Source organism: Mesorhizobium waitakense (assembly GCF_056431085.1).
The window spans coordinates 35,739-53,869 of record NZ_JBWKME010000094.1; the positions used below are offsets into that span (position 1 = coordinate 35,739).

20 protein-coding genes and 1 tRNA gene are annotated in these 18,131 nt (G+C 62.0%); 15 read left to right on the forward strand and 6 right to left on the reverse strand.

The window, feature by feature from the left end; translation table 11 throughout:
- Together AC07FD_RS20200 and AC07FD_RS20205 are read right to left on the reverse strand one after the other, a co-directional pair.
- Entirely contained in the window at positions 1–660 is a 660-nt protein-coding gene (locus AC07FD_RS20200) for a response regulator transcription factor (RefSeq protein ID WP_095082229.1), read from the reverse strand.
- Positions 661–784: 124 nt separating this feature from the next.
- Positions 785–1,213: a hypothetical protein gene (locus tag AC07FD_RS20205; RefSeq protein ID WP_477422593.1), complete on the reverse strand. Its 429-nt coding sequence runs from the start codon at positions 1,211–1,213 to the stop codon at positions 785–787.
- Positions 1,214–1,320: 107 nt separating this feature from the next.
- Here AC07FD_RS20205 and AC07FD_RS20210 point away from each other — a divergent pair, with 107 nt between their 5' ends.
- Complete coding sequence (locus AC07FD_RS20210) at positions 1,321–1,671, forward strand: DUF952 domain-containing protein (RefSeq protein ID WP_478351282.1); 351 nt, start codon at positions 1,321–1,323, stop codon at positions 1,669–1,671.
- Entirely contained in the window at positions 1,668–2,747 is a 1,080-nt protein-coding gene (locus AC07FD_RS20215; protein WP_478351283.1) for a quinone-dependent dihydroorotate dehydrogenase, read from the forward strand. The genes AC07FD_RS20210 and AC07FD_RS20215 overlap by 4 nt, the downstream gene beginning before the upstream one ends.
- Here the strand turns inward: AC07FD_RS20215 and AC07FD_RS20220 are convergent.
- Positions 2,740–4,080, reverse strand: a complete 1,341-nt coding sequence (locus AC07FD_RS20220) for an MATE family efflux transporter (RefSeq protein ID WP_478351284.1) — start codon at positions 4,078–4,080, stop codon at positions 2,740–2,742. The two genes, AC07FD_RS20215 and AC07FD_RS20220, sit on opposite strands and share 8 nt — an antisense overlap.
- Positions 4,081–4,227: 147 nt before the next feature.
- Here AC07FD_RS20220 and AC07FD_RS20225 point away from each other — a divergent pair, with 147 nt between their 5' ends.
- Complete coding sequence (locus AC07FD_RS20225; protein WP_478351285.1) at positions 4,228–5,133, forward strand: histone deacetylase family protein; 906 nt, start codon at positions 4,228–4,230, stop codon at positions 5,131–5,133.
- Between the two features lie 55 nt (positions 5,134–5,188).
- Here the strand turns inward: AC07FD_RS20225 and AC07FD_RS20230 are convergent, their stop codons facing one another.
- Positions 5,189–5,452 (reverse strand): DUF6460 domain-containing protein, encoded by a 264-nt coding sequence (locus tag AC07FD_RS20230; protein WP_478351286.1) that lies wholly within the window; start codon positions 5,450–5,452, stop codon positions 5,189–5,191.
- Positions 5,453–5,927: 475 nt separating this feature from the next.
- Between AC07FD_RS20230 and AC07FD_RS20235 the strand changes: the two genes are divergently transcribed.
- The 11 genes from AC07FD_RS20235 (at position 5,928) to AC07FD_RS20285 (ending at position 15,371) form a co-directional block, all read left to right on the forward strand.
- Entirely contained in the window at positions 5,928–6,530 is a 603-nt protein-coding gene (locus AC07FD_RS20235; RefSeq protein ID WP_478351287.1) for an outer membrane protein, read from the forward strand.
- Between the two features lie 218 nt (positions 6,531–6,748).
- A complete protein-coding gene (locus AC07FD_RS20240; RefSeq protein ID WP_478351288.1) occupies positions 6,749–7,141 on the forward strand; it encodes a hypothetical protein in 393 nt (130 codons plus the stop codon).
- A gap of 40 nt (positions 7,142–7,181) precedes the next feature.
- On the forward strand, positions 7,182–7,856 hold the full coding sequence (locus tag AC07FD_RS20245) for a response regulator (protein WP_478351289.1): 675 nt from the start codon (positions 7,182–7,184) through the stop codon (positions 7,854–7,856).
- Entirely contained in the window at positions 7,853–8,737 is an 885-nt protein-coding gene (locus AC07FD_RS20250; RefSeq protein WP_478351290.1) for a hypothetical protein, read from the forward strand. The genes AC07FD_RS20245 and AC07FD_RS20250 overlap by 4 nt, the downstream gene beginning before the upstream one ends.
- The gene (locus AC07FD_RS20255) at positions 8,713–9,294 is read left to right on the forward strand and encodes a sensor histidine kinase (protein WP_478351291.1); all 582 of its coding nucleotides are present in this window, start codon (positions 8,713–8,715) and stop codon (positions 9,292–9,294) included. The genes AC07FD_RS20250 and AC07FD_RS20255 overlap by 25 nt, the downstream gene beginning before the upstream one ends.
- 117 nt (positions 9,295–9,411) lie before the next feature.
- Entirely contained in the window at positions 9,412–10,431 is a 1,020-nt protein-coding gene (locus AC07FD_RS20260; RefSeq protein ID WP_478351333.1) for a glycosyltransferase family 2 protein, read from the forward strand.
- A complete protein-coding gene (locus AC07FD_RS20265) occupies positions 10,424–11,125 on the forward strand; it encodes a class I SAM-dependent methyltransferase (RefSeq protein ID WP_478351292.1) in 702 nt (233 codons plus the stop codon). The genes AC07FD_RS20260 and AC07FD_RS20265 overlap by 8 nt, the downstream gene beginning before the upstream one ends.
- A 10-nt stretch (positions 11,126–11,135) precedes the next feature.
- Positions 11,136–11,579, forward strand: coding sequence for a GtrA family protein (locus AC07FD_RS20270; RefSeq protein WP_478351293.1), 444 nt, complete (start codon positions 11,136–11,138; stop codon positions 11,577–11,579).
- A gap of 38 nt (positions 11,580–11,617) precedes the next feature.
- The gene (locus tag AC07FD_RS20275) at positions 11,618–13,099 is read left to right on the forward strand and encodes a hypothetical protein (protein ID WP_478351294.1); all 1,482 of its coding nucleotides are present in this window, start codon (positions 11,618–11,620) and stop codon (positions 13,097–13,099) included.
- A 215-nt stretch (positions 13,100–13,314) separates the two neighbouring features.
- A complete protein-coding gene (locus AC07FD_RS20280) occupies positions 13,315–15,204 on the forward strand; it encodes an acyltransferase family protein (protein ID WP_478351334.1) in 1,890 nt (629 codons plus the stop codon).
- Positions 15,205–15,297: 93 nt separating this feature from the next.
- Positions 15,298–15,371 (forward strand) — tRNA-Gly (locus AC07FD_RS20285).
- Here AC07FD_RS20285 and AC07FD_RS20290 read toward each other — a convergent pair.
- Positions 15,360–15,614 (reverse strand): hypothetical protein, encoded by a 255-nt coding sequence (locus AC07FD_RS20290; protein WP_478351295.1) that lies wholly within the window; start codon positions 15,612–15,614, stop codon positions 15,360–15,362. The two genes, AC07FD_RS20285 and AC07FD_RS20290, sit on opposite strands and share 12 nt — an antisense overlap.
- 110 nt (positions 15,615–15,724) lie before the next feature.
- Positions 15,725–16,714: a LysR family transcriptional regulator gene (locus AC07FD_RS20295; protein WP_477225371.1), complete on the reverse strand. Its 990-nt coding sequence runs from the start codon at positions 16,712–16,714 to the stop codon at positions 15,725–15,727.
- 311 nt (positions 16,715–17,025) lie between these two features.
- Here AC07FD_RS20295 and chvE point away from each other — a divergent pair, with 311 nt between their 5' ends.
- Positions 17,026–18,096: a multiple monosaccharide ABC transporter substrate-binding protein gene (gene chvE, locus AC07FD_RS20300; RefSeq protein ID WP_184877702.1), complete on the forward strand. Its 1,071-nt coding sequence runs from the start codon at positions 17,026–17,028 to the stop codon at positions 18,094–18,096.
- Positions 18,097–18,131 lie beyond the last annotated feature (35 nt).

Below are 18,131 nucleotides of genomic sequence, written 5' to 3' on the forward strand. Positions count from 1 at the left end.
TCAGCCGGCCGGCTGCAGCGGGTCGCTGCCGATCTTGGACAGCAGGATCACTGCCTGGGTGCGGCTATCGACGCCGAGCTTCTGCAGGATGGCCGACACATGCGCCTTGATCGTCGCCTCGGAGACGCCGAGCTCATAGGCGATCTGCTTGTTGAGCAGGCCCTCGGCCAGCATGCCGAGCACGCGGGTCTGCTGCGGGGTCAGCGCCTGCAGGCGCTTGATCAGGTCGGAAATCTCGGGATCGCGCTCGACGCCGAGATCGATGCCGACGGGCGCGGCGATGTCGCCGGCAAGCACCGACTGCACGGCGTCGCGGATCTCCTCCATACTGGCCGACTTGGAGATGAAGCCGGAAGCGCCGAGATCGAGCGCACGCCTGATGGTCGCCGGATCGTCATGCGCCGAGACCACGACCAACGGCACCGCCGGATGGATGCCGCGCAGCGAGATCAGGCCGGAAAGGCCGCTGGCGCCCGGCATCGACAGATCTAACAGCACCAGATCGACATCTTCGTTGGCCACGACCAGCGCCTTGGCGCTCTCGAAATCACCGGCCTCGTGGATTGCCGCGACATTGCCTATGCCGGCGAGCGCTTCGCGCAGCGCACCGCGAAACAGCGGGTGGTCGTCGGCGATGACGAAAGAATAGCCTGACGGCAAATGTCCCTCCCCGAATCCCGATGATTTTTTAGCTCTTTGCGGGACCAGTTGGACGATTATGAGGGGCTGCGCGCTGTTTTCAAGCGGCAAAGCCAGCGCGCCGCGTTTTCCCTGTTTCGAGCGCTCAGGTCTTCTGCGAGTTGAGCTGGGCGCCGTTGTCCTTGTCCATATCCTTGACGATGCCCATGAAACCACGCAGGAAACGCTCCATGTAGCTCATCGTCTTGTTGAAATCCTCCTCGCTCGGCAATTGCGATTCGAGGCGGGCGGAGAGCGAATTCTCGAGCTTGGTAACGCGCTCGTCCATCGCCTTCATCGAGGTCTGGAGGCGGTCGACCTCATCCTGGAAAGCGGCGCGTTCGTCGGCCGCCATCTTGCAGACGAGCTGGCCGGAGCGTTCCTCGCAGATCGACATCGCACCGGTCTGCGTATCCATGCGGACAAAGCCGTTATCAGACTTTTCCAGCCGGTAGCGATCGGTTTCTTCCGAATAAGCTGAAGCCGCGACCAGCGAAACGAGCGCGGCGGGGATCAAGATGTGCTGCAGACGCATGTTGTCCTCCATGGCCAAAGCCTGATTTATCGCATGTTTGCGCCGGAAATGGGGAAGACCCTTGGCTTGGTCTTTCCCGCGTGGCTGGTTCGGACTATAGCGCAACCATGTCTCAGTTTATCTACAAGATAACCCCGGAAGCGCCTTGGCGCGAGGCCGAAGCCAATGGCCGCTTCACCGGCGCGCCGATCGATGTCGCCGACGGCTTCATCCATTTCTCCACGGCAGGGCAGGTCAGGGAAACGGCGGCGAAGCATTTTGCCGGCCAGACCGGCCTCCTGCTGGTCGCCATCGACGGCTCGCGTCTGGGCGCCGCGCTGAAATACGAGGTCTCGCGGGGCGGCGCGCTGTTTCCGCATCTCCATGGCGTGCTGGACCTGAAAGCTGTCCTTTGGGTCCGACCGCTGCCGATTGGCGCCGACGGTACCCACCAGTTCCCGGCACTGGAGGCCGGATGAGCGTGCTCGACCGGCTCGGCCAGAAGCTGCTGTTCACATTCGATCCGGAAACCGCGCATGGCATGTCCATCGCAGCGCTGCGATGCGGCCTGCCTGTCGGCGCGCGGACAACGCGCGATGCGCGGCTGAAGGTGACGGTCTGCGGCATCGATTTCCCCAACCCGCTCGGCATGGCGGCCGGCTATGACAAGAACGCCGAGGTGCCCGATGCGCTGCTTGGGCTCGGCTTCGGCTTTGCCGAGGTCGGCACGGTCACGCCTCTGCCGCAGGCTGGCAACCCGAAACCGCGCATCTTCCGGCTGACGGCGGATGAAGCGGTGATCAACCGGCTGGGCTTCAACAATGAAGGCCACGCGGCCGCCGAAAAGCGCCTCACTGCCCGCAAGGGCCGTCCCGGCATCGTTGGCGTCAATATCGGCGCCAACAAGGACAGCGCCGACCGCATCGGCGACTATGAGCGCGGCGTTACCCGCTTTGCGCCCTACGCCAGCTATCTGACCGTCAACATCTCCTCGCCCAACACGCTGGGCCTGCGCAACATGCAGGCGCGCGAGCAGCTCGGCGAGCTTTTGTCACGCGTCATGGCCGCGCGCGCCGCCGCAACGGTGCAACCGCCGGTCTTCCTCAAGATCGCGCCGGACCTGGTCGAGGCCGAACTGGAAGACATCGCTGCAGAGGTGACCGAGAAGCGGATCGACGGTGTCATCGTCTCCAACACCACCATCTCCCGGCCAGGGCTGCGCAGCGGCGACGCCGCGCGCGAGACAGGCGGGCTCTCCGGCAGACCACTGTTCGAACGCTCGACCATCGTGCTGGCCAGAATGCGCAAACTGCTCGGGCCAGAGCTTGCCATCATCGGCGTCGGCGGCGTCGATTCGACCGACGCGGCGCTGGAAAAGATCCGAGCCGGCGCCGATCTCGTTCAGCTCTATACCAGCATGATCTATGCCGGCCCCGCACTGCCGGGCCGGATCGTCGCCGGGATGGCACGCTTTGCCGAAACGGGGCGCCTCAGATCCATTCGCGATTTGCGCGACAGCCATCTCGATCAATGGGCGTCGAAACCGCTCAGCTGAACGCCGTCCGCAATCGCAGCCGCAAAATCGTCAGCAGGCTGAAGCCCCGCGCCAGCAAGAAGACGTGCAACGCCGCCCACAGGCCATGATTGCCGAAGGCAGGCGCCAAGGTGAGCAACGCGACCACAAAGACCAGGAACGACAGCAGCATCATGTTGCGCATGTCACGCGACCAGGTCGCACCGATGAAGACGCCGTCCATCTGGAAAGCCAGGACGCCGCTCAAGGCAGTGAACGCTGCCCACGGCAGGTAGATATCGGCGACTGAACGGACCTCCACCGACGTCGTCACGAGAGCAACCAGATTGGCGCCGGCCAGCAGTAGCACCAGGGTCGCCGCGCCCGCCAGCCCGAACCCCCAAAACAAGGTGAGCCGCACGGCCTGCCGGAACGGTGTTGCCGCACGCGCGCCGACGGCACGGCCGGCCAGTTGTTCGGCGGCGGTGGCAAAGCCATCGAGGAAATAGCCGGCAACGAGAAAGAAATTCATCAGCACGGCGTTGGCGGCCAGCGTCACCGTGCCGAACTGCGCACCCTGGCGGGTGAACAGCGCGAACGCGGCCAGCAGCGAGAACGAACGGATCATGATGTCGCGGTTGAGCGACAGCATGCGCAAGAAGGCGGCCATGTCGAGCAGGCGGTGGCGTGGCAAGGACGGCGCCGCCCGGAACCGGCGGACCACGATCGCCAGGCCGAGCAGCATGGCAAGGAACTCACCGGCGACGGTAGCCCAGGCGACGCCTGCTACGCCCCAGCCAAGCTTCAATCCAAGCAGGAAGCAGAGCGCGATGTTGATGCCGTTCAGCACCAATTGCAGCATCAGCCCGAGCCCGCCCTCGCCGCGCCCCAGGACATAGCCGAGGATGGCATAGTTGATCAGCGAGAAGGGGGCTGCGAGCATCCTGATGTGGATATAGACGGCCATTGCCTCGCTGACGCGCGGTTCGGCGCCCATGAACTTTTGCCCCGCGATGGCAACCAGTGGCGCAAGTGCGGCGAGCACGATGCCGGCGACAACCGCGATCAGCACCGCGCGCCAGAACACCGCCTGTTCCTCCAGTTCGTCGCCGCGCCCGAAGGCCTGGGCGACGAGGCCGGTGGTGCCCGAACGCAGGAAATTGAAGGTGGTGAAGACGACGTCGAAAACAAGCGCGCCCGCCGCCAGGCCGCCGAGCAAGGCGGCGTCGCCGAACTGGCCGACGACAGCCGTGTCGACCAGGCCGAGCATCGGTGTCGTCAGATAGGCAAGCGTCATCGGCACCGCGATGGCGAGCACGGACCGGTTGGTGACGACAAAGGACCTGGCGTCGGCTGGGATTGCACCCTTGTCCAAAGGATTGCTGCCTTGCTGATTGCGGCTTGGCTGATTGCGGCTTGATCGAACAGCCGGTGTGCCCCATTTTGCCGGCATCGCGCAATCACCCATCCCGTGACGGCCAACCGAATCCCCGGTCTGGCGCGAGCCCGCCGGACCGAGTTCATGCCCCTGCAGATCGTCCACCATCCCGACTACGACGCCGGCTTCGCCGTCAACCATCGCTTTCCGATGAGCAAATATCCGCTGCTGATGGACGCCTTGCGCGCACGCGGTCTGGCCGGGCCCGGCGCGCTCAACACCACCGAACCGGCGCGGGCATCATGGCTGAAGCTTGCCCATGCGGCGGAGTATGTCGACCAGGTCATCAACTGCTCGGTGCCTGAAAAAATCGAGCGAGAGATCGGCTTTCCGGTTGGCCCACGTGTCTCCTTGCGCGCCCAGCTTGCCACTGGCGGCACGGTACTGGCGGCGCGGCTCGCCTTGCGCCACGGCATCGCCTGCAACACTGCCGGCGGCAGCCATCACGCGCGGCGTTCGCAAGGCGCCGGCTTCTGCACCTTCAACGATGTCGCTGTCGCCGCGCTGGTGCTGCTTGCCGAGGGCGCCGCGCGAAACATTCTGGTCGTCGATCTCGACGTGCATCAGGGCGACGGCACGGCCGACATTCTCGCGGACGATCCACGTGTGTTCAGCTTTTCCATGCATGGCGACCGCAACTACCCTGCGCGCAAGATCGCCTCCGACCTCGATGTCGCGCTGCCCGACGGCACAGGTGACGCTGCCTATATCGAAAGGCTCGCCGCCATCCTGCCGGAATTGTCGGCGCAAGCGCATTGGGACATCGTCTTCTACAATGCCGGCGTCGACGTCCATGCCGAGGACCGGCTTGGACGGCTGTCGCTATCGGATGACGGCCTGCGCGCCCGCGACGACATGGTGATCAGCCACTTTCGCACGCTGGGCATTCCCGTCTGCGGCGTCATCGGTGGTGGTTATTCAACCGATGTGGCAACGCTCGCCGCTCGCCACGCCATCCTGTTCGAGGTGGCGTCAAGCCATATCAGATAATCCTTTTACGCATGATCTTGTCCGAAAACCGGTTCCCACTTTTCGGGATCATGTTCTACTTCCGATAGCTGGCGATCCTGACGAGGATGAAGGCCGGGACGACGATCGCCGCACCCAGCAGGATGTAGCCGAGAAAGCGATCGATGGCGTGGAAGCCGAGATCCCAGAGATCGGTGAAGAACTTCCGGATGCCATAGAACACGTCCATCGGCGACCAGCCGAAGGCATTCATGACCAGGCCGACGAGGAACGACACCACCAGCAGCTTCAGGATCACCCTGAGCGGCGAGTCGCCGAGAAAGCGCGTCAATGCGGACAAGGCCCGTCTCCCGATTGAGGTGCCCAGACTCGAGGGCGTCGGCCCAGACATACGCACTTGGCTTCCCGGCTTCAAGCTGACAGGTTTGCTTGGATAGCCGAGGCCTTGGACGAGACCGAGCGCGGCACTGTCGTGCGAATGATACTGATCGAGCCCATGCCGATTTGCTAAGAATCGGTAAATAGCACCTATCTAATTTGTTGAAAATAAAGCGAAAAATCTTCATTTTTCGATTTCCCGCAATGTGCGTGCAATTTTCGCCTGCGAGATAATCCACGTCTTTCAGGCAGAGGTTGCGCGAAAGATCCGGTCACCCACCACGACTGCCTTGCGTCAGTTCCCCGTGACCCGCGCGACCGTTCCCGACGAGACAAGTGAGCCGGAGCAATGACAGCCCAACGGTCAGGCTCCCAAGAGATCAACCTGCGTGTCATCGGATGCGCGTGCGTGTGGAGTAATGCAATGTCCCCAAGCAATGATGCTGCTGACGGCAAGCGCGCTTGGCATATGCCTGAACGGTTCGGCAATGGCCGCCGATCTTTCGCCTGCCTACAACGATCCCCCCGCCTTCGAGTGGAGCGGCGCTTATGTCGGCGTGCATGGCGGCACGGCGTTCACAGGGATGCCAAACCCGTTTGCGGGCAGGAATGGTCTCAGCGGCGGCATCCAGGCCGGCTATAATCAGCAAGTAGGCCCGGGAATCCTGGGGGCCGAGATCGAAGGCTCCTATCTGGGCAGCGCCGAGCACGACATCGAGGGCGGCAAGATCAAGGAAAAGTGGCGCGGTGCCGCCAAGGCCAGGGCCGGCTTGAGCTTCGACCAGACGCTGCTCTTCGGAACCGGGGGCGTTGCGATGACCAAATTCGACAAGGGCGACAAGGTGAGCAGCACCGACGGATGGAAACTCGGCTATCTTGTCGGCGCCGGTATCGAGCAGGGTTTCGCCGGCGGCCTCTCGGCCAAGGTCGAATATGACTATGTCCGCACCCCCGGCGTCGAAACGACGTCGGCCTTTGGCAAATCCAAGGCGACGATCGGCAGCCATGAACTGAAGGCCGGCATCAACTATCGGTTCTAGAGAAGGCCCCGGTTCGGTTGAACTCAGCCGTCTTGTAGTCCGTTCGAACAGAGCTTGCGCGGTGCCCGGAGGCAATGGGTGCCGCGCAATTGCGTGCCTCCATCTGCGCCGGCATCGGCGCGCATCAGCAGACTGCGCCCCAGCCAACTCGTCCGTAATGTCGATGCAATCTTCACACCCTAGGTGCCGCGGATGACTTTGATGATGGGAATCAGATAATGCCCAAACGCAGCGCAAATCAACTTATGTGGATATCAAAGGCGTTCTTCGTCGCAATCGTGCTGGCGCTGACGGGATGCGCCTCCGACATCATGAAGAACTACATCGGGCAACCGGTCGAATCGGTCGTTCTGGACTACGGTCCGCCAACCGCCGTCGTTGACCTCGGCCAGGGCGAGCGGGCCTATCAATGGCGCAAAATATCCACCAATGCGGTTTCCGGGACCTCCAGCGGCGAGGATCGCCACACAAAACACGGAACAGTCTACGAAGAGACCGAAACGCCGGGCTATATCGAACGTCAGGAATGCTTCTATACGTTCTACGCCCGCTCTTCGGGCGGCCGATGGTTCATCACCAATTTTCGCCAACCGAAGCTGGAATGCGAATGAATTGCCTCAGCCCGCTGGTTGCCCGTGACGGGGGATGCGCATGCGCATCCTGCTGATCGAGGACGAACTGGAAATGGCCTCGGTGCTGAAGACGGCGCTCGAGCGCCAGGACATCATCGTCGATCATGCCGCGACACTGGCCGATGCCGAGGCCATGGCCCGGCTCGGATATCACGACGCCGTGGTGCTGGACCGCCGCCTGCCGGATGGCGACGGCCCCAGCCTGATACCGCGCCTGCGGGCCTTGCATCTGGATGTGCCGGTGATCGCGCTGACGGCGCTCAGCGGGCTCGACGACCGGGTGGCCGGGCTCGACGCCGGTGCCGACGACTACATGGTCAAGCCGTTCGCCACGGTGGAACTGGTTGCCAGGCTCAATGCCTTGCACAGGCGTTCGTTCACCACGCGCGCCAACCAGACGGTGGTCGGCCGCCTCACCTATGATTTCCGCCATCGCGAGGCGCTTGTCGAGGATCAGGCGCTGGAGCTGCCGCGGTGCGAACGGCTGGTGCTCGAAACGCTCATCCGCAGGCCGGGCCGGACCATCATGCGCGGCACCCTGGAAGAAGCCGTCTATGCCCTCGACGACGAGATCGGCTCCAATGCACTGGATGCGCACATTTCGCGGCTGCGCCGCAAGCTAGACGATGTCGCTGCCGGCATCGAGATCAGGGCCATCCGCAACCTCGGTTATCTCTTGCGGGCGGCCTCGTGAAGAAGCCGCGCACACGCTCTCTGCAATGGGTGCTGGTGCGGCGGCTGATCCTGCTGCAGGCGGCGACGCTTCTCATCTTCATCGTGCTGTGCGCAGCCGCGCTGTGGATCGCCAATCCGCGGCTGCTGGTCGACAACGAGGCTGCCGTCGCCGCCATCAAGGAGGCCGTCGACCGAGACGGGAACGGCAAGCTGATCGTCCATCAGACCGACGAGCTCGCCACCTTTCGCGAGGGCTTCCCCAATGTCTGGTACATCGTTCGCGACGGCAGCGGCCAAAGTGTCCGTTTCGGCAACGTGCCTGATGTCTACGCCAGGAATTTTGGCGATCTGCTTGGCGAGGCTGATCATGCCACCATCGGATTTTCCGAAGATGACTTGAGGCCGGAGGCCTATCTCGAAAGGGTTTCGACCAAGGCGGGCACGGTGCAGATCATCGCCGCGACACGGTCGTCGCGCGACGAAACCGAAGGGCTCGAAGTCAACATTTCGGCGACTATCGACGTCGCCAGGAATCCCGACGGCAGCAGGAACTGGGAGAAAGCGCTTCCGGCCCTCGCGGTCATCATCATCATCCTCCTGTTGCCGATCGTCCTCGTGATGGGAACCACGACCCTGGTGACCACGCCCGCGGTGGTGCGCCGGTCCTTGCCGGCCTTGTCGAAACCGTCCAGCAGGCCGCGCGCATCGATATCAGTACGCGCGCGATGCAGCTGCCGGTCAAGAATGTGCCGCAGGAAATCGCGCCATTGGTGCATGCGTTCAACCAGACGCTGGCGCGTCTCGCCCAAGGTTATGACCGGCACAATCGCTTCCTCATCGATGCGGCCCATGAACTGCGCACGCCGATCGCCATCTTGCGTACACGCGCCGAATTGCTGAAGCAGGAACCGCAAAGCGCGCGCCTGCTTCATGACATCGAGCGGCTGTCGCATCTCGCGCAACAGCTGCTCGACCACCAATTCGACCACCAATTGCTCGACCGCCCGACGGACCAGCGCCAGATCATCGATCTCCGCGACCTTGTCAGCCGGGTCGCCGCCGACTTCGCCCCGCTTGCCATCGAGGCCGGCTATGACCTTGCCTTCGAGCCCTCGCCCGACAAGGCCCATGTCGAGGTCAACGTCCTGCAGATCGAACGCGCGCTCGCCAATCTTGTGCGCAATGCCATCGACCATGGCGGCGGCAACGGCACGATCACCATAGCCATCGACGAGACCGGCGGCGTCGAAGTGCGAGATGAAGGCCCGGGCATTCCGGCGGAAGAGCACGAGAATGTCTTCGAACCCTTCTACCGCTTGCAGCCGCAGTCACGTGGGGCAGGTCTGGGTTTGAACCTTGCCCGACAGATCGCGTTGCTGCACAATGGTACCATTCGGATATTGACCGGGCCCTGGCGGGGTGCCCGCATCCGCATGGAACTGCAGGTTCGTTCATGATTTTGGCCACTGACGGCAGAAGGGCAAGCCGACTAAACGTTGCCGCTGGCTTATCTGTTTTCTAACCAATTCCCGCTATTGCCATTCCAATAGCGGGAGCAAGGGCTTTTGGTGGAGATGGAGAAAAACACCGCGCGAAGCGCCGTCATGTTGTCGGTGGTCGTCCCATGCTACAACGAGCTGGATGGGGTGGCCGAACTTCATCGACGGGTGACGGACGCATGCCTGGAACAGGGCTCGTCCTATGAGATCGTGCTTGTCATCGACGGCGCGACCGACGGCACGCGCGAGGCCATTTTCCAGTTGGCCGAAACGGACGACCATGTCGTCGCCATCGACCTTGCCCGCAACTACGGCCACCAAATCGCGTTGAGCGCGGGGCTCGAATTCTGCCGCGGCCAGCGCATTCTCATTCTCGATGCCGACCTGCAGGATCCGCCTGAGCTGCTCGACGCGATGATGGCGAAGATGAATGAAGGCTTCGATGTCGTTTACGGCCAGCGGCAGAGCCGCGACGGCGAAAGCTGGTTCAAGCTCGCCTCCGCCTCGATGTTCTATCGCTTGCTGCGCCGCATAGTCGACGTCGAGATCGCGGCGAATTCGGGGGATTTCCGGTTGATGAGCCGCCGCGCGCTCGACCATCTGAACGCGATGCCCGAGCGCTACAGGTTCATTCGCGGCATGGTGAGCTGGATCGGGCTGAAACAGGTGGCCTTCCCCTATGAAAGACACCGGCGCTTTGCTGGCACCACCCACTATCCCCTGAAGAAGATGGTTCTTCTGGCGGTCGACGCGATGACCAGCTTTTCCATCGCGCCGCTGCGGTTCGCCTCGCTGCTCGGAATGCTGTTCGGGCTTCTGGGGCTGGTTGTGCTCTGCTACACCCTCATCGAATGGTCGGTCGGAAACGTTTTGCCCGGCTGGACCAGCCTTGCCGCGATCGTGCTTATCCTGGGCAGCGTCCAGCTTATGGTGCTTGGTATCTTCGGCGAGTATCTCGGGCGCATGTACATGGAGACAAAGCGGCGGCCGCTTTACTTCGTCAACGAGATCGTTTCGCGCAACCGGGCAGCCAGTGACAAGGATCTGCCGGTCCATCGCCTGCAGAAAATGGCGAAGAGGGCCGCTCGTGCTTGAGGCGGAGTTCGACCAGTTTGCACGAGAATACCAGGAGCAGCATGCCGCCAGCATAAAGCTGAGCGGCGAAACCCCAGACTTCTTCGCCAAATACAAGATCGACGACATCGCCGCGACGCTGCGGCGGGCCGGCGTGAAACCGCGACGGATACTCGATTTCGGCGCCGGTGTCGGCAATTCGCTCGGCCACTTGCGCGATGCCTTTCCCGACAGCGAGATCACCTTGCTCGATCCTTCGCGCGAATCGCTCGACATCGCCAGCAAGCGCTTTCCCGGCCAGGCCGCCTTCACGCATTTCGATGGCAAGACAATTCCCTTTGCCGACGGCAGCTTCGACCTGGCCTTCGCGGCTTGCGTCTTCCACCACATTCCCGAGGACCTCCAGGTCGGACTGCTCGCGGAGATCGGCAGGGTGCTGGCCGATGGCGGCAGCTTCTTTGTTTTTGAGCATAATCCGTGGAACCCGCTAACCACGCACGCGGTGAGAAATTGCGCCTTCGACGAGAATGCGGTTTTGATAAATGCGCGCGAGATGCGCAGGCGCATGGCCGCGGCCGGACTTTCCAACACCCGGATCGTCTACAGGATTTTCTTTCCCCGGCTGCTTGCGAGGCTGAGGCCATTCGAGCGCTTCCTCACTAAGATACCTGTCGGAGCCCAATATTTTGCGCATGCGGTCAAACCTGCCATTTGACTATCCGAGGATGCTGCGATTTGGCGCCGTCGGTCTGTTGAACACGGCGCTGGGATACGCGGTCATTCTTGCCGGGCTTGCGCTGGGTTTTGGCGACATCGTCTCCAACGCCACGGGCTATGCCGCCGGTCTTGTCCTCGGCTTCTTCCTCAACCGCCAATGGACGTTCACACGAGCCGATGGTTTCCGCGCCGGAACCCTGTTGCGATATGGGGGCGTCTTCCTGGTCGCCTACAGCATCAATCTGGCAGTCGTGATCGCCGCCCGCTCAGCAGGCTTCACCGAAAGCCCCCTGGTTCATCTGGCGGGAATCTGCGTCTATTCGGTTGTCTTCTACCTCGGTTCGGCTCACTTCGTGTTTGTCGGACGCGAAGGTCGCGCAGACGATAGGGTCGACCGGAACATTCACTTGACCGATAGGCCCCGGCGGGCGCCGACCAGTCGAACTCCTTGAACCAAACTGTCATCGGAAACGATTAGAGGCGGCGCACCATGGACAACGCCCAAGCCAGTGTGGAGGCCGCAACGTACGACGAGCGGATCCGCCTGATATTCTGCCTGTTCACGGCCTGTGTCGCGGCGGTGGTGCTGGCCGCCTTTGCCCCTTCCATCCTGCAGGATCCCGACAGTTGGTGGCAAGTGAAGGTCGGACTGGATCTCCTGGCAAACCGGACATTTCCGACGGTCGACCCTTACTCCTACACTTTTGCCGGCCAGCCATGGATTGCCAAGGAGTGGCTGGGCCAGGTCCTGCTGGCTCTTGCCTACCGGTCAGCAGGCTGGAACGGCGTGGTCGCCCTGATCATCGCCATGATTTCCCTGACGGTTTTCCTGATGGGGTGGTTTCTCAGCACATGGCTGAAGCCGATCCTGTCGATTGCGTTGGCCTTTGTCGCGGCGGTCGCGATCGGCCCGATCTATACTGGGCGCCCACATATCTTCACCTTCCCGATCATCATCGTCTGGACGGCGGTGCTCTTTCGTGCGGCAAGGGAAGAAAGGGCGCCGCCCTGGTGGCTGCTTTTGCTGGTTGTGTTGTGGGCGAACCTGCACGCCACCTTCACCGTGAGCTTCGTCATCGCAGCTTTCGCCGGTCTCGATCTGCTGACGCGCACAGGTCTCTCGAAACCGGCCCTCTTGGCGAAATGGATCGCATTCGGTCTGCTTTGCCCGCTGGTCAGCCTGATCCACCCCTATGGCGTCCAGGCCATCCTGGCGACCTTCGCGGTGGCCTATGGCAATGAGGCAGTGTCGCTGATCGTGGAATGGCGACCGTTCAATGTGCAGGATTACCCTCTCCAGGAAGTTGTGATGCTGGTGGCACTGTTCGGGCTGCTGGTGTCACGGTTGCGAATTGGCTGGGCCAAGGCGTTGTTCATCGTCTTCACCTTGCATGCCTTTCTCGCCCACTTGCGATTCATGTATCTGTTCTTCCTCCTGGTTCCGGTGGTGATCGCGATGGAGGTTGCACAGCAATATCCCTCGCTTTCGGCCACCGCATGGCTGGCTGAGAAGCGCGACGGGCTGGAACAATTCTTCGCCAGGCGGTTCTACGCGATTTGCGGCGCGGCAGCTGTTTTGCTGATCGGCGCGGTCGCCGTGCTCGGCAGCGCCTACCAACTCGTGCCGAGCCCGAACCATTCGGCCAGCGGGGCGCTGGCATTCGCCGAAAGCCATCATCTGTCCGGCAACGTGCTGAATTCCTACAATTTCGGCGGCACCCTGATTTTCCACGGGATCAAGACCTATATCGACGGCCGGACGGACCAGCTCTTCCTGGGCGGTTTCACAAAAGCCGATGACGAGACGGGGCACAGCAACGGCAAGCCGCTCCTCGAAGCCCAGCTGAAGAAATACGCAATAGGCTGGGCGCTGCTGGCAGCCAACGACAATCGCATTCCCTTTCTCGACCAACTGGGCTGGAAGCGGGCCTATTCGGACGCTTACGCGGTGATCTACCTGCCCGGCGCCTGATCCTGCCGCGCCGGCGCGAACCGGCTTCGTCAGCATTCGAACTGGCATATGCCTTGACACTCATATTGCGGTGCAGCAAAGTTGCGCCGCAGAGGACAGGCCTGTGAGACCGACGAGCCGGGATTTTTTACGCGAGCGGGACATTGCCGTATGAGCGGCGTCTCGAACTCCGCATCACCAATGCCTCCGGCTGCGGCGCGCGCGAGCCGGCCCGGATGAACTACAGGCGCGACATCGATGGCCTGCGGGCCGTGGCGGTGCTGCCCGTCCTGCTCTTCCACTTCGGCGTCTCCGCCATTCCCGGCGGCTTCACCGGCGTCGATATCTTCTTCGTCATATCGGGCTATCTGATCAGCGGCAGCCTGCTCGACGATCTCGAGCGCGGCCAGTTCTCGATCGGTCGCTTCTATTGGCGCCGCGCACGGCGCATCCTGCCGGCGCTGACCTTCGTCATCCTGCTCGCGAGCATTGCCGCCTGGTTCATCCTGCTACCGTCGGACCTGCACGAATTCAGCTTGAGCGTGATCGCCGCCTCGACCTTCTGGTCGAACATGTATTTCTGGAAGACGACGAACTATTTCTCCATCGACGCCGAACTGCGGCCACTGCTGCACACATGGTCGCTTTCGGTCGAAGAGCAGTATTATATCTTCGCGCCGATCCTGCTCTATTTGATCTACCGATATCTCTCGAGGCGCTGGCTGACGGTACTGCTGCCGATCGCCATCGGCAGCTTTGCCGTGGCGGTCATGGCAACCTCGCTTGCGCCGACCGCCGGCTTCTATCTGTTGCCGACGCGCCTCTGGGAACTGGCGCTTGGCGCCATGCTGATGCTGAAGAAGCCACCGGCGCTTGCCAGCCGGCCGGCGATGGAACTCATCGGCCTCGCGGGCTTTGCCCTGATCGCCTTCGGCTTCCTAACGATTTCGGAGAGCGACCCGTTTCCGGGTTACAATGCCTTGTTCCCCTGCATCGGAACCGCCCTGCTCATCTATGCGGGCCACGATCACCCCGGCGCCGACAGGCCGGCACCTCTTGCGACCCGCGTCCTTCGGTTCGCGCCGCTGGTCTGGGTTGGCCTCATTTCCTATTCGCTCTACCTCGTTCACTGGCCGATCAATTCGTTCGTCCACTATCTCTCGCTGAAGGCCATCGGCGTGCCGACGGTCATCGCGATGATGGTGGCCAGTTTCGCCCTGGCGACATTTTCCTGGAAGTATGTCGAGCAGCCTTTTCGCCGGAAACGGGCGTTCACCGCCCCACTGCCGATCTTCGCCTTTTCGGCGACTGCGATCGCCCTGCTCTGTGTCGGCGGCTTGGCCGGTGCGCTCGGCGGTGGTTTTCCGCAACGGTTCCCGGACTTCTCGACGGAGCCGATCCGGGTCGGCGACTGGCGCAACGGCGTCTGTTTCAACGAAGGGGCCGGCATCGACACCTGGAACCTCGCCGACTGCACCCGCACGCAGGGCTTTGCCACCAACGTGCTTTTGTGGGGAGATTCCTTCGCCGCCCACTATGTTTCGGGACTAGACGCCAACGCCCAGAAAATCCAGGCCAATGTCATCCAGTACACCTATGCCGGCTGCCCGCCCGACCTGACCTATTTTTCCTATGCCCGGCCAAGCTGTACGCTTTTCAACGAACGGGCTCTGTCGATTATCCGCGACGCCAACATCCGGGCGGTGATACTGAGCGGCCGATGGACCGACTACCAGGTCAGAGGCTTCGATGGCCTGCAAAAAACGATCGATCGTCTTCGCGACATGGGCGTCAAGGTCTATGTCATCGGCCAATCGCCGGAATTCATCGCCGACGTCCAGAAAATCGCTTTCTTCGCAAGACGGGAGCATGCCGGGAATACGTCCTGGCCGACGGCCATGGATTCGGGCATCAACAAGCGGGTGCTGCCGTTCGCCAAAGGGGCGACATTCATAGATCCGCTGGTATATCTGTGCGATGCGGCCGGCTGTTCGTACGCCGATGCCGACAGCAAGCAATTTCTCTATTTCGATTATGGTCACTTCTCTTCCGCCGGCGCGACATTAGCCATCTCGAAGTACTGGCCAAGCTTTGCCGCCGGCAACAAGCTCGCCAGGGCAAGATAGCAATCGCAGGTCGATACGCATCGCCGCAGCCTGCGGTGTAAAAGCCGCTTTGCGATTGCCCGAAGGCCAACCCACATGGTAACGAGGGATCGCGCGGGTATGATGTAATGGTAGCTTGTCAGCTTCCCAAGCTGAACGCGAGGGTTCGATTCCCTCTACCCGCTCCAGCCACCAATGGCGCCAGAAACAATTTCAGCGCCTGCCTGTTCGTCGAACACAACCGAGCAGCCCCGTGCAAGCGCGACCGTTGCAAGCGCGTTTGCCACTACGTCATCCGATGAGACGAAATCGCCGGTCAGTACCCGCAATTCTTCCACGCCTTCAGCCATCGATACGAAATTCCCGACAGATCGTTCGTGCTTGCAGGCCTCGACCACGCAAAGCAGGTCGATCATTTCGAAGCTGCGCATGTTCGGTCTCCTGAAGAAATCGTCCGTTGCAGGGATATGAACGCATCGGCAGGAAATAATGTTCCCGCCTTGCTGTTCGCCAGCCCCGAACTCGACGCCTGGCCGAGCCGTCATCCCACCTCTCGCAGGATGAAGTCGTGCAGCATCTTGGCGGCCGGCGACAGCACACGGTTCTTCACCGTGATCAGGCTGTAGGGCCTGACCTCGATGTCGAATTCGGTCTGCACGACGTCGATGGCGCCGGCCAGCCCATCGGGATTCTGGATGAATTTCGCCACCTGGACCGATACTGGCGCAATCGCATCGGAATGCGCGACCATGACCAGGGTCAAGAGCAGCGAGCTGGTGTTGAGGATACGGTCCGGCAAAGCGATGTTGCGGTTGAGGAAATTGCTCTCCATCGCCTGGCGCAAAGGCGACCCGCCCGACTGGAAAACCCAATCGTAGGCGGCGGTGTCCTCCAGCCGCACCGCCTCGCCCTTGGTGAGCGGATGGCCCCTGCGCACGATCAGGCAGGCCTTCTCGACGCCGATCACGCGCGACTCGAAGAGCCGCGGATTGAGATCGTCAGGGATGCGCGCGATGATGAAATCATGGCGTGTGGCGATCAATTCGCGTGCCAGCACGTTGGAGGTCTCGACCTGCATGGTGATCTCTATGCGCGGATAGATGCGGCGGATTTCGCGAATCGCCGGCACCGCCAGCTCGATTGCCGGTGCCGTCACTGCGCCGAGGAACACCGAGCCGCCTTTGCCCGCCTTGAGTTCGGAAATTTCGCGGTCGACCTCGCGCATTTCTAGGAGGATCGAGCGCGCGCGCCTGGATAATGCCTTGCCGAAAGGCGTCAAGGTGATGCCGCGCGGCAGCCTTTCGCACAGCTTGACCTCCAGCACGGCCTCCATTTCGCTGATCATGCGCGAAGCCGCCGGCTGAGAAATGTTCATAACTTGGGCTGCCGCGCTCACCCGGCCATGGTCGTCGAGCGCGACGATCATGCGCATATGGCGTAAGCTGAGGCCACTGCGCAGCAAGGTTTCGCCGTCGCCCGGCATCTCTCTGTAACCATTTGAAATCGCAGTCGGATTCCTTAGCGCCGCCATAGCCTCTCCTTGCTTCTGTTCGCAGGCGGCCAGCGGTCGCGCCAGCCGTCTCGCCTCGATAGCATATACCAATATTGATATAGCAATCATCAAAGATCGCATTTGACAGTTATGGCAAAGGATCACAACCTTCGCGCGTTCCGAGACGCGACGGTCGCAGACGAGAAAAATCGTATCGATTGAAATCAGCGCCTCGGGGCCATGGGAGGATACCGGAGATCGATATGACGGCAGCAGTGCCTTGGCGCTTCTGCACGATTGCGCGGCCCGCGACCCCCGGGGTGCCGCGTCCATCAACCAGGGAGAGTTAAGTGAAAATCATCAAGACGTTAGTCGCCGCCTTGGCGGTCAGCATCGCGGCCATGTCGGCCACCGCCTACGCAGCCGACAAAGGCCTCGTCGGCGTGCTGATGCCCACCAAGACCTCGCAGCGCTGGATCAATGACGGCGACGCCGTCAAGTCCCAGCTCGAGGCTCTGGGCTACACCGTCGACCTGCAATATGCGCAGGACGACATTCCAAACCAGCTCAGCCAGCTGGAAAATGAAATCACCAAGGGCCCGAAGGCGCTGATCATCGCCTCGATCGACGGCACCACCCTGTCGGACGCGCTGCAGAAGGCCGCTGACGCCGGCGTCGTCGTCGTCGCCTATGACCGCCTGATCAAAAAGACCGCCAATGTCGACTACTACACGACCTTCGACAATTTCGGCGTCGGCGTCATCCAGGCGAATTCGCTGGTCAAGGGCCTCAAGGAGCGTTTCCCGAACACCAAGCCGTGGAACGTCGAACTGTTCGGCGGCTCGCCCGACGACAACAACGCCTTTTTCTTCTACAATGGCGCGATTTCCGTCCTGCAGCCACTGATCGACGACGGCTCGATCAAGATCAAGTCCGGCCAGACCGGCATGGACAAGGTCGGCACGCTGCGCTGGCTGGCGGCAACCGCTCAGGCCCGCATGGACAATCTGCTCTCGGCCAACTACTCGGACGGCAGCCGCGTCGATGGCGTTCTGTCGCCCTATGACGGCCTGTCGCGTGGTATCACCGCATCGCTGCGCGCTGTCGGCTACGGCACGGACGCTCAGCCCTGGCCGATCGTGACCGGTCAGGACGCCGAGACCGCCTCGGTGAAGCTGATCATCTCGGGCGAGCAGTACTCGACCGTGTTCAAGGACACCCGCGAACTGGCCAAGTCGACCGTTGAGCTCGTCGACAAGGTGCTGTCGGGTGGCAAGCCGGATGCCCTCGACACCAAGACCTACAACAACGACGTCAAGGTCGTTCCCTCGATCCTCTTGACGCCGCATGAAGTCGACAAGTCGAACTACCAGGCGCTGGTCGTCGACTCCGGCTACATCAAGGCCGACGAGCTGAAGTAATTCGGTTTCAAATCCAGGGGTCCTGCGCAACGCAG

What these genes read in the sequence shown, in the direction of transcription:
- AC07FD_RS20225 (WP_478351285.1), top strand. Translation starts at nt 4,228, where the DNA reads ATGCCCCTGCAGATCGTCCACCATCCCGACTACGACGCCGGCTTCGCC.
- AC07FD_RS20210 (WP_478351282.1), top strand. Translation starts at nt 1,321, where the DNA reads ATGTCTCAGTTTATCTACAAGATAACCCCGGAAGCGCCTTGGCGCGAG.
- AC07FD_RS20240 (WP_478351288.1), top strand. Translation starts at nt 6,749, where the DNA reads ATGCCCAAACGCAGCGCAAATCAACTTATGTGGATATCAAAGGCGTTC.
- AC07FD_RS20295 (WP_477225371.1), bottom strand. Translation starts at nt 16,714, where the DNA reads ATGGCGGCGCTAAGGAATCCGACTGCGATTTCAAATGGTTACAGAGAG.
- AC07FD_RS20215 (WP_478351283.1), top strand. Translation starts at nt 1,668, where the DNA reads ATGAGCGTGCTCGACCGGCTCGGCCAGAAGCTGCTGTTCACATTCGAT.
- AC07FD_RS20280 (WP_478351334.1), top strand. Translation starts at nt 13,315, where the DNA reads ATGAACTACAGGCGCGACATCGATGGCCTGCGGGCCGTGGCGGTGCTG.
- AC07FD_RS20235 (WP_478351287.1), top strand. Translation starts at nt 5,928, where the DNA reads ATGATGCTGCTGACGGCAAGCGCGCTTGGCATATGCCTGAACGGTTCG.
- AC07FD_RS20260 (WP_478351333.1), top strand. Translation starts at nt 9,412, where the DNA reads ATGGAGAAAAACACCGCGCGAAGCGCCGTCATGTTGTCGGTGGTCGTC.
- AC07FD_RS20205 (WP_477422593.1), bottom strand. Translation starts at nt 1,213, where the DNA reads ATGCGTCTGCAGCACATCTTGATCCCCGCCGCGCTCGTTTCGCTGGTC.
- AC07FD_RS20275 (WP_478351294.1), top strand. Translation starts at nt 11,618, where the DNA reads ATGGACAACGCCCAAGCCAGTGTGGAGGCCGCAACGTACGACGAGCGG.
- AC07FD_RS20290 (WP_478351295.1), bottom strand. Translation starts at nt 15,614, where the DNA reads ATGCGCAGCTTCGAAATGATCGACCTGCTTTGCGTGGTCGAGGCCTGC.
- AC07FD_RS20245 (WP_478351289.1), top strand. Translation starts at nt 7,182, where the DNA reads ATGCGCATCCTGCTGATCGAGGACGAACTGGAAATGGCCTCGGTGCTG.
- AC07FD_RS20270 (WP_478351293.1), top strand. Translation starts at nt 11,136, where the DNA reads ATGCTGCGATTTGGCGCCGTCGGTCTGTTGAACACGGCGCTGGGATAC.